This is a genomic window from Pseudomonadota bacterium (assembly GCA_030860485.1).
Classification (GTDB): Bacteria; Pseudomonadota; Gammaproteobacteria; order JACCXJ01; family JACCXJ01; genus JACCXJ01.
Map to the genome: position 1 here is coordinate 1 of JALZID010000084.1, position 7,035 is coordinate 7,035.

A 7,035-nucleotide genomic window follows, 5' to 3' on the forward strand; every position below is an offset into this window, starting at 1 on the left:
GGACTTACCGCCGCCGCGGTACCGACGACTGCCACCAACTCCCGATGCCCTCGTGCCTTGACCCGTAAGACACAGAAGCCCGTCTCCTCGCTGTGAAACGTGACCCGCTCCACCGATCCCGAGAGCCATTCCCGTGGGGCTAGCACCCTGGCCGACATGCGATTGATGATACACGAACGAAAGGCGGCTCGGGCGCTTCCGGGACCGGCCTAGCTTCTTCCGCTCGTTGCTCCTGCTGCTTCCGTGCCTGTATTCCCAGGGCGGTATATTGCGTGCGGATCAAGCCACAACCCTGCTTTTGGCGTTTTCGCGGAATTCTCTAAAACATATAAACCTTTGTCTGTCCCGTATTTTCTATACACCCACGCCATCCCGCGCTTGACTTGCTCGGCGCTTACATTAATACCGTTGACATAGACCCGTCCCACTGTACGGCCATAGCGATCAACATCTTCTTGAACAACTTTGACCGACTTCCCGAATACAATATCGGATAGTGATTTCTTGGATTGATTACCGAACGCTTGTGATATCTCTGGCGCGTCTATTTGCGCCAGCCGTATCTTGTGCTGTTGTCTACTAGCGTCGAGTTTGTGGCACCGATCCGCTTCGAGACAGAGTGATGGCCCTTTCCAATTATCGCATTTTAAATAGAGTTACGGAAAGCTGGTTCCCCCGCGATCTGTGTCACTTTGGCTTCATGACTAGCAAATGAATCTGGCTTGTCTTTTAAATAATATGGTATCAAGCCAGCGCGCTTTTCTTTTTTATCTGCCGTTTAATTCTTTCTCTAGTGGGAGGAGGCGCTGGAGCTGATTCCCAGATCCTATGCTTTTGCCTATTGGGGTCGTGGTTCGATCAGATCCTTTGTAATACCTTCCTAATCTTTTTCCTTTCTCGTCGTACTGATCTATGTAGCTACCGTAATCTGTCGTGCATCCTATCCGCACGCCCTTTTCATTCTTGATACACTCCCTCTCTCCGGCTAGCGCTGCGTTGGTAAGAAGAATTATAAATGATAATGTAGCTAGAACCCTAATAGATGCCCGCATGATCTACTCTCCAAAAATGTCGACAAATAATCGGAGCGGACAGCGGGATTCGAACCCGCGTGTACTTGCTTGGAAGGCAAGGGCCCGACCTCTAAGGCTACACCCGCATAACAGATAAATTATACTTTATAAATCACTGGGTAACAAATTCAATGGAAGATATCTCTGTAATGCGGCGCCCTCGGATCCGATAAGGTTCATGGAAAAGTTCTTGTGCGGCAGGGCGTGGGGCGCCTCAGGGACGAGGGACAAACCAACTGCTGGATCTCTGGATCGGGCGATGGCGCTAGGTACCGTTGCCTTTCGTCGCCGTCTTGATAGGGGGCCAGCCGATGGTGGTGAACGGCTGCCGCCTCCTCGACGCATTCGCGCTCGGCGCGATACTGAGCTGTGTGTGGTTTGGCTGGTATTTCGCGGTGTCGCTTGGTTTCAATGGGCACAACAACGAGGCCGGCGACGCTCGTGCTCGGATTTGAGGATAGACCCAAGACATCCAGGGTAAAACGCATAGCCCTTCCCGAAGTGGCATGGCACCACAATTGCCGCGAGTACAGCCCCCAATAGCGGCAGACCGAGGAGCATCGCGGTTAGAACGATCAACGGAGCAACAATCTTCATAAGGCCGACCTACTGACGGGCGCGACTGCGTCTTCGGCTGTCCGGCGTGTCTCTTGTCCAGTACGGTCAGGTCCTGACTCGCAAAGGAACGACCGACCGGTACCACCATTCTGCCGCCTACGCGCAACTGCGCGATTGAGAGGCGGGGGTATCTCGGTCACGGCGGCGGTCACCAGGACCCCATCATAAGGGGCGTGTTGCGCACAGCCCAAATAGCCGTCCCCGACTAGCGCCTCCTCCGCGCCTTTTGCCGCAACTTCCGTAAACGAAGGCCACCATCCCGATGCATGCTCCACAAATGCCATAGATGAAACCCTCTGAACTCAGCCGATCGTAGTAGAGGCTAAGCACAGTAGGCACGACAAAGCACGTTGCAACACCGTTGAAAATCCACCACAGACGATCGAGCGAAAAGAGATGCTTGAACAAATGAGAAATCTATTCGTCATTACCATATACAAGGCGTAGCTCCCCTCCAATTCTTTTAATCCGAATTCCAGGCATAGGAGTATATGGTTCTATCGTGCCTTTCTGGCGCTTCTTCATTTGTTCTAACCACCGAGGAACTTTGGCAACTACGACTGGTTCAGTATCCACTGAATCTCTTATTGTAGCCTCATCAGCCTCTACAATAAGATCCCTATCCTCAATCACTCTCTCTGGAACGCACATGATTTGATTCTCAGGTAAAATAGGTTCTACTCTTGAGATCGGATTTGTTGAGTCCATTTCCATTTGCATACGCTCTCTAAAACTAGTATCCATCTTCATCCCAGTTCATGGACCATGGTTGCGTGCTCGTCACATACACTTTATACGATAATACCAATCAGAAGTCAAGCCTTTGCGAAGAGGTTCGTCACGCTGACCCGAGAATTAGCCATGTCAGGCGTCTCGGATCAGGCCGAGCGCATATTTGCGTTCCGCGACGAAGACATGCCCGGCATCTGCCGGCCGTCGTCCCGCACGAACATGTGGTCGCGCTCCAGCCCGTGAACGCGACTGAACTCGGTGCTGAAGGTCGAGCTGCCCCCGACAACGCGGCCCAATGCCCGGCGCCACGTTGCCAAGTTGAGCCCGAAGCGCAATGTCGGTCTGCGACTGGCGCAGTTCCTGCCCCCAGTGGGCGACGGCGCCGGACGCATTGGCGAGAGCGTGCACGAGAAGTGCCGAAGGCTCTGGAAGAATTGTGAAAGAAAACTCTCCACCAGCCGTTCCATGGTAGTGTTGGCATTTCTTGCGCTGTTGTTGAAAAGATTATGAACAGGCTCTTGCTCCAGTCTATGGATTATAGAATTTCCGATCAAAAAGTCTCGTCGGAAGGATGAATTGTTTTTCCAAACCACAAAGCACCCCCCAAAGAAATAGGAAAGCTTCTATGGAGATAAGAGCGCAAAGCAACCAAAACTGGAGGTCGAGCCCTACAACCGAATCATATTCCCGGTAGATTATCACACAGACTGCCAAGACAACTGTTGTGATCCAGAATAAGCGAATGCTTCTGCGGTCACTATGCACACCTCCAGGGTTGCGACCAAATGCTTTTATCAGCATAGGACGCACCACTATAACATGGAAAAACCCCATCAGAAATCCGAAAAGCGGAGCCAAGAACAAGTACCGGATCAAGAATTGTGACATTTTCGCCTCTCCTCAGTTGACTTCAAACAATATAGCACACGGTAGAACATGGTCAAGAAGCTATACTTTGTCTCCTTTCCCCTCAAACGCAAGGCAGAGAGTTCACAAATAGATTTATTTGTAGATATCTTTTCGATGGCCGACTTTCAAGACCACCATCACAATCGCTCCGTCCCTGTCGGTCACGTCGGCCGTCGCCACTTCAATCCCCTGCGGCAGCCCTTCCGTGTCAGTGGCCAAATGGCTCTTGAAGGAGACGGCGGGGGTCTCCCACGAGCCACCCGTCGCCCTAGTTCACTCGCCCTCGCTTTTCGCGTAGGTAGAGAGATGTTTAACGACTACCTCGGTATCGTTGTGAAGGACGGGATGGATGGCAAAGGCAGGGCCCTTGCGACTTAGGATAATCTTCATCCCGAGCGGCAGCTTGAATTTTCACTTGGGTACCGCTTCTTGCGCGCGACGGAGATGTATCCTCCGCGAGTTTGAGAATGCTCTGCACGTCCTTGAGTATCTCATTCGGCAACTCGTCCGACATTACGACGCGGCGGTTTGTATTGTACATATGACGGAATAGGGCCGGCCACTCTTTCAACAGAGGACCTTCCGTTTCGGGCAGGACGATACGGTCGAAGCTAATCAAAGGCCCCCTAAAGTCATGGGAGCTTGGATGTTCGTGGCGACCGATACCCACCCAGTTCACCCGGCGGTCGATTCCGTAGGAGCGTGGCTCTGCTCCTACTCCACCAATGCCTATCACTGCATCAAATTGACGTGCGCGCACCTTGCCCATGCAGTCCTCGATACCAAATACGCCCTCTCGGGTCAAAGTCTCCTGGCAGGTGACCGGAATACGACAGGACCCGTGGGCAGTCGCTAACCGAATTCAGTGGAAGAAGAAAAAGGTGCTAAGCAGAAGGGGCACTACTTGCACCCAGAGCTGTGCGGACAACCGGAAGAGACAAGGATTCATCGGGGGCTAGAGCCCGAGGACCAACTACGACGGGTAAGTCAGCTGGTGCCAGAACAGCTAAGGCAGCGGGTAGAACAGCACCTGCAGGCGCTGCTGCGGGGCGACCATGTAGACCGTGAAGAACTACCGGATTTGGTGGTAGAGGCCAGACAGCTGGCAGAACAGCGCCCTCTAGAACAGCCACCGAAGATTGACCGCGCCCGCCTTGACGAGGAATTGCGACAGGTGGAAGAGTTGGTGCAGCGAATGCGCCAAACGACCCCGGGGAAGTAATGCGATTAACCCTATTAGTGTGTTGCAAGGGTCCCTCCTGCTACCGAGCGCCTTGAGCACACAAGGATGGACCTGTCCTGGCACGATCCCGATACGAAGGAGCTGCTGCTGTACTTGGAAAGGGAGACCGACTGTGTCAGGGGCATGACGCATTGCCTTCCCAAAGTCTTAGACACGCGATCAATGGGGGCCGCGCACCTCGTGGCCATCCTCGGATGGGTGCGTCCCAACGACATCGCATCGGTTCACAAGCAAATCAAGGACGGCGTAGGCGACCGACTTCTCTTGGTGATCGCGTGGGTTGCCGAAGACAAGAACGCCCGTCTTCATAATGTCCATGGATGGGTGCACTTACCTTCGACCGTCTGGCACCGCAGGGCGGTGGCTGAACCAGACACGGATAGGTACTGGTCTGTTCGGTTCCTACCCGACGCACGCTGGGCACTAGACGTGTAGGCGAGATTGGCCTCCCATAATCATAATCAGGGTCTAAAACGAGCGTTTCTTGGTTTATCCCATCTCATTATTTGCTCAACCCACCACCATTCCCAATACTGCTGATCTACCTTTCTTGGCTCGTTTGGGTCTGGTATCCTATTGAACTCCAGGCTCTACGGTTGTTCTGTACATAGGGTTTTTGCCATATGGACCTCTGCGTGATCGATCTGGCATAATCACATAATAGCAAATTGATACAATGTCTATAGAATAAGCATAGGTTGCATACAAAAATTTCAATCCTTAGTTATAGCAGCATATGTACTTATAACGGTGGGGGGCTGTGTTGCTGGGCTTGCTTTTTTATCGCTAAGGTGCTAAGCTGTCATGAGTATCGGCCCGGAAAATAGAGAGGGATTAAAATGTCACGGCAGTCAAGACTGTGTCCGAAGAGATCGGTCGGAGCATGGCGCAGGGCTACCGCCCCGTCCCGGTCATCCCCATCATCGGCGCGCGAAAGCTTTCTCAGTTGCAGGACAATCTCGCGAGCTTCGACCTGACGCTCTCGGCGGACCAATTAAATACGCTCGAAGAGGCAAGCCGGATTGAACTCGGATTCCCGGACGACTTTTACGCAAAGGAGATGGTTCGTTCACTCGTCTACGGCGGTCTGCGAGACCAGATCTTGGCATAAGTGCATTTTGAGTTTCGCTAGGCTATTGATTATGTCGGCGGCGGTGTTGTTATCGTGGCGGAGGAGCTAACCGTCCATCCCGTTAATTTATATTGGAGGAAGTGATATGAAATATGGTGCACGAAATCAATTAACTGGAAAGGTCACAAACATCAAACGTGGCAATCTGATGAGCCAGGTGAATTTTGATATACCTGCTAACTCACCCATGAGTTCAGTGATGACAATTGATTCCCTGGATAATTTGGGAATTAAAGAAGGTGATCAGGTAAGGGTAGTCGTCAAGGCAGTGAATGTGTTATTGATTAAGGAATAAAAGGTATTAAAACAAACAAGCCCGGCAAAACCCGAGGCATCTTGAAGATCATCGCCGCCATCGAAGACCCTCCCGTGGTCGCCAAGATTTTCACATATCTCGGCTGGTCTGCCCGGGCACCGCCCCGAGCAGCGGCCAGGCCTTCGATCGATTCCAACTGGCCTTCTATGAGGGCCCCGTTGTCAAGCCCCGGCGCCAGATCATTTCTAATCTTTTGTGGCTGTTTTCCTCCGCATGTGACAAAAGGTCTCCGCCGGAGTTATTCACGCTTTGTCCACGGACGAAGACTTTCTCTCAATCGTAGTCGGTGGACAAAGGGTGAATAACCCCGGCCCCATCGGATCAGCACTAAGTTACCAATATAGCTCCTCAACCATGCACGTCGTTTGGTTGGTCGGTTTATCCGAAGCGTGGCAGGCAAAAGTGCCTGCCACAACCTTCTATCCGTGTCGGCATGGGCCGATCACCTCATGCTGCATACGCACAGCGCGTTAAGTAAACCGACGTAAAGAAGCGCCCCATCTGATAGCTACGGTCACTGATCTTCATCAAACCAGGCCAGTTTCGGGCGCTTCTACCAACCTCTTACTTGCAAAAACATTCGAGGGCTCGTGCCGGCGCAAATCCTCTCGCTGGTTTAACCGGCGGCCTTGAGCTCCGCGCCCTCAGGCAACAGCCCCTCTTCGAGGTAGCGCCATAGCGCGACCAGCAACCGACGGGCTAAGGCCACGATCCCCACGCGGCGCATCCGCGCGCCGCCGCTGGCAAAGCGCTCACGAAACCAGCAGCTGAGCTTGGAACTCGGCTGATGGCGCAGCCACAACCACGCGATCTCGACCATCATCGTGCGTACCCGGGCATTGCCGGCTTTGCTAATGCCCTGGTCTCTTTTACTGCCACCACTGTCATAGGGCGTCCCCGTCAGACCCGCGCAGGCCCCAAGCTCACGGCGGTTCCGAAACCCCCGCCAGGCAAAGAATTCCATCACCAAAAGCCATGCACAGTTCGGCCCGATCGCGCGCAGCCCCATCAA

Annotated in this window: 7 protein-coding genes, 1 tRNA gene and 4 pseudogenes; 5 read left to right on the plus strand and 7 right to left on the minus strand. The window is 53.1% G+C overall.

The features are described from left to right. Positions 1-209: 209 nt before the first annotated feature. Together M3461_04950 and M3461_04955 are read right to left on the minus strand one after the other, a co-directional pair. Positions 210-533 (minus strand): thermonuclease family protein, encoded by a 324-nt coding sequence (locus M3461_04950; protein MDQ3773746.1) that lies wholly within the window; start codon positions 531-533, stop codon positions 210-212. Between the two features lie 553 nt (positions 534-1,086). Further along, positions 1,087-1,159 (minus strand) — tRNA-Gly (locus M3461_04955). A gap of 189 nt (positions 1,160-1,348) precedes the next feature. On the opposite strand from M3461_04955, the gene M3461_04960 reads away from it, so the two are divergent. After that, the gene (locus tag M3461_04960; protein MDQ3773747.1) at positions 1,349-1,528 is read left to right on the plus strand and encodes a hypothetical protein; all 180 of its coding nucleotides are present in this window, start codon (positions 1,349-1,351) and stop codon (positions 1,526-1,528) included. Positions 1,529-1,752: 224 nt separating this feature from the next. On the opposite strand, the pseudogene M3461_04965 reads toward M3461_04960, so the two are convergent. The 3 genes and pseudogenes from M3461_04965 to M3461_04975 all read right to left on the minus strand — a co-directional run bounded on the left by M3461_04965 (position 1,753) and on the right by M3461_04975 (position 2,441). After that, positions 1,753-1,779, minus strand: a pseudogene (locus tag M3461_04965) (hypothetical protein). A 70-nt stretch (positions 1,780-1,849) separates the two neighbouring features. Continuing rightward, positions 1,850-1,975 (minus strand): annotated as a pseudogene (locus M3461_04970) (hypothetical protein). A 133-nt stretch (positions 1,976-2,108) separates the two neighbouring features. Next, a complete protein-coding gene (locus tag M3461_04975) occupies positions 2,109-2,441 on the minus strand; it encodes a hypothetical protein (protein ID MDQ3773748.1) in 333 nt (110 codons plus the stop codon). A gap of 390 nt (positions 2,442-2,831) precedes the next feature. On the opposite strand from M3461_04975, the pseudogene M3461_04980 reads away from it, so the two are divergent. Continuing rightward, positions 2,832-2,933, plus strand: a pseudogene (locus M3461_04980) (IS5/IS1182 family transposase). 540 nt (positions 2,934-3,473) lie between these two features. Here M3461_04980 and M3461_04985 read toward each other — a convergent pair. Beyond that, positions 3,474-3,569: pseudogene (locus M3461_04985) on the minus strand (IS5/IS1182 family transposase). 628 nt (positions 3,570-4,197) lie between these two features. On the opposite strand from M3461_04985, the gene M3461_04990 reads away from it, so the two are divergent. From M3461_04990 to M3461_05000, 3 genes are all read left to right on the plus strand, one after another. Continuing rightward, positions 4,198-4,554 (plus strand): hypothetical protein, encoded by a 357-nt coding sequence (locus tag M3461_04990; protein ID MDQ3773749.1) that lies wholly within the window; start codon positions 4,198-4,200, stop codon positions 4,552-4,554. Positions 4,555-5,434: 880 nt separating this feature from the next. Beyond that, positions 5,435-5,686, plus strand: a complete 252-nt coding sequence (locus M3461_04995; protein ID MDQ3773750.1) for an aldo/keto reductase — start codon at positions 5,435-5,437, stop codon at positions 5,684-5,686. Positions 5,687-5,792: 106 nt separating this feature from the next. Further along, complete coding sequence (locus tag M3461_05000) at positions 5,793-6,002, plus strand: TOBE domain-containing protein (GenBank protein ID MDQ3773751.1); 210 nt, start codon at positions 5,793-5,795, stop codon at positions 6,000-6,002. 637 nt (positions 6,003-6,639) lie between these two features. On the opposite strand, the gene M3461_05005 is transcribed toward M3461_05000, so the two are convergent. After that, positions 6,640-7,035, minus strand: a 396-nt coding sequence (locus M3461_05005) for a transposase (protein MDQ3773752.1), incomplete at its 5' end; no start/stop codon positions are given.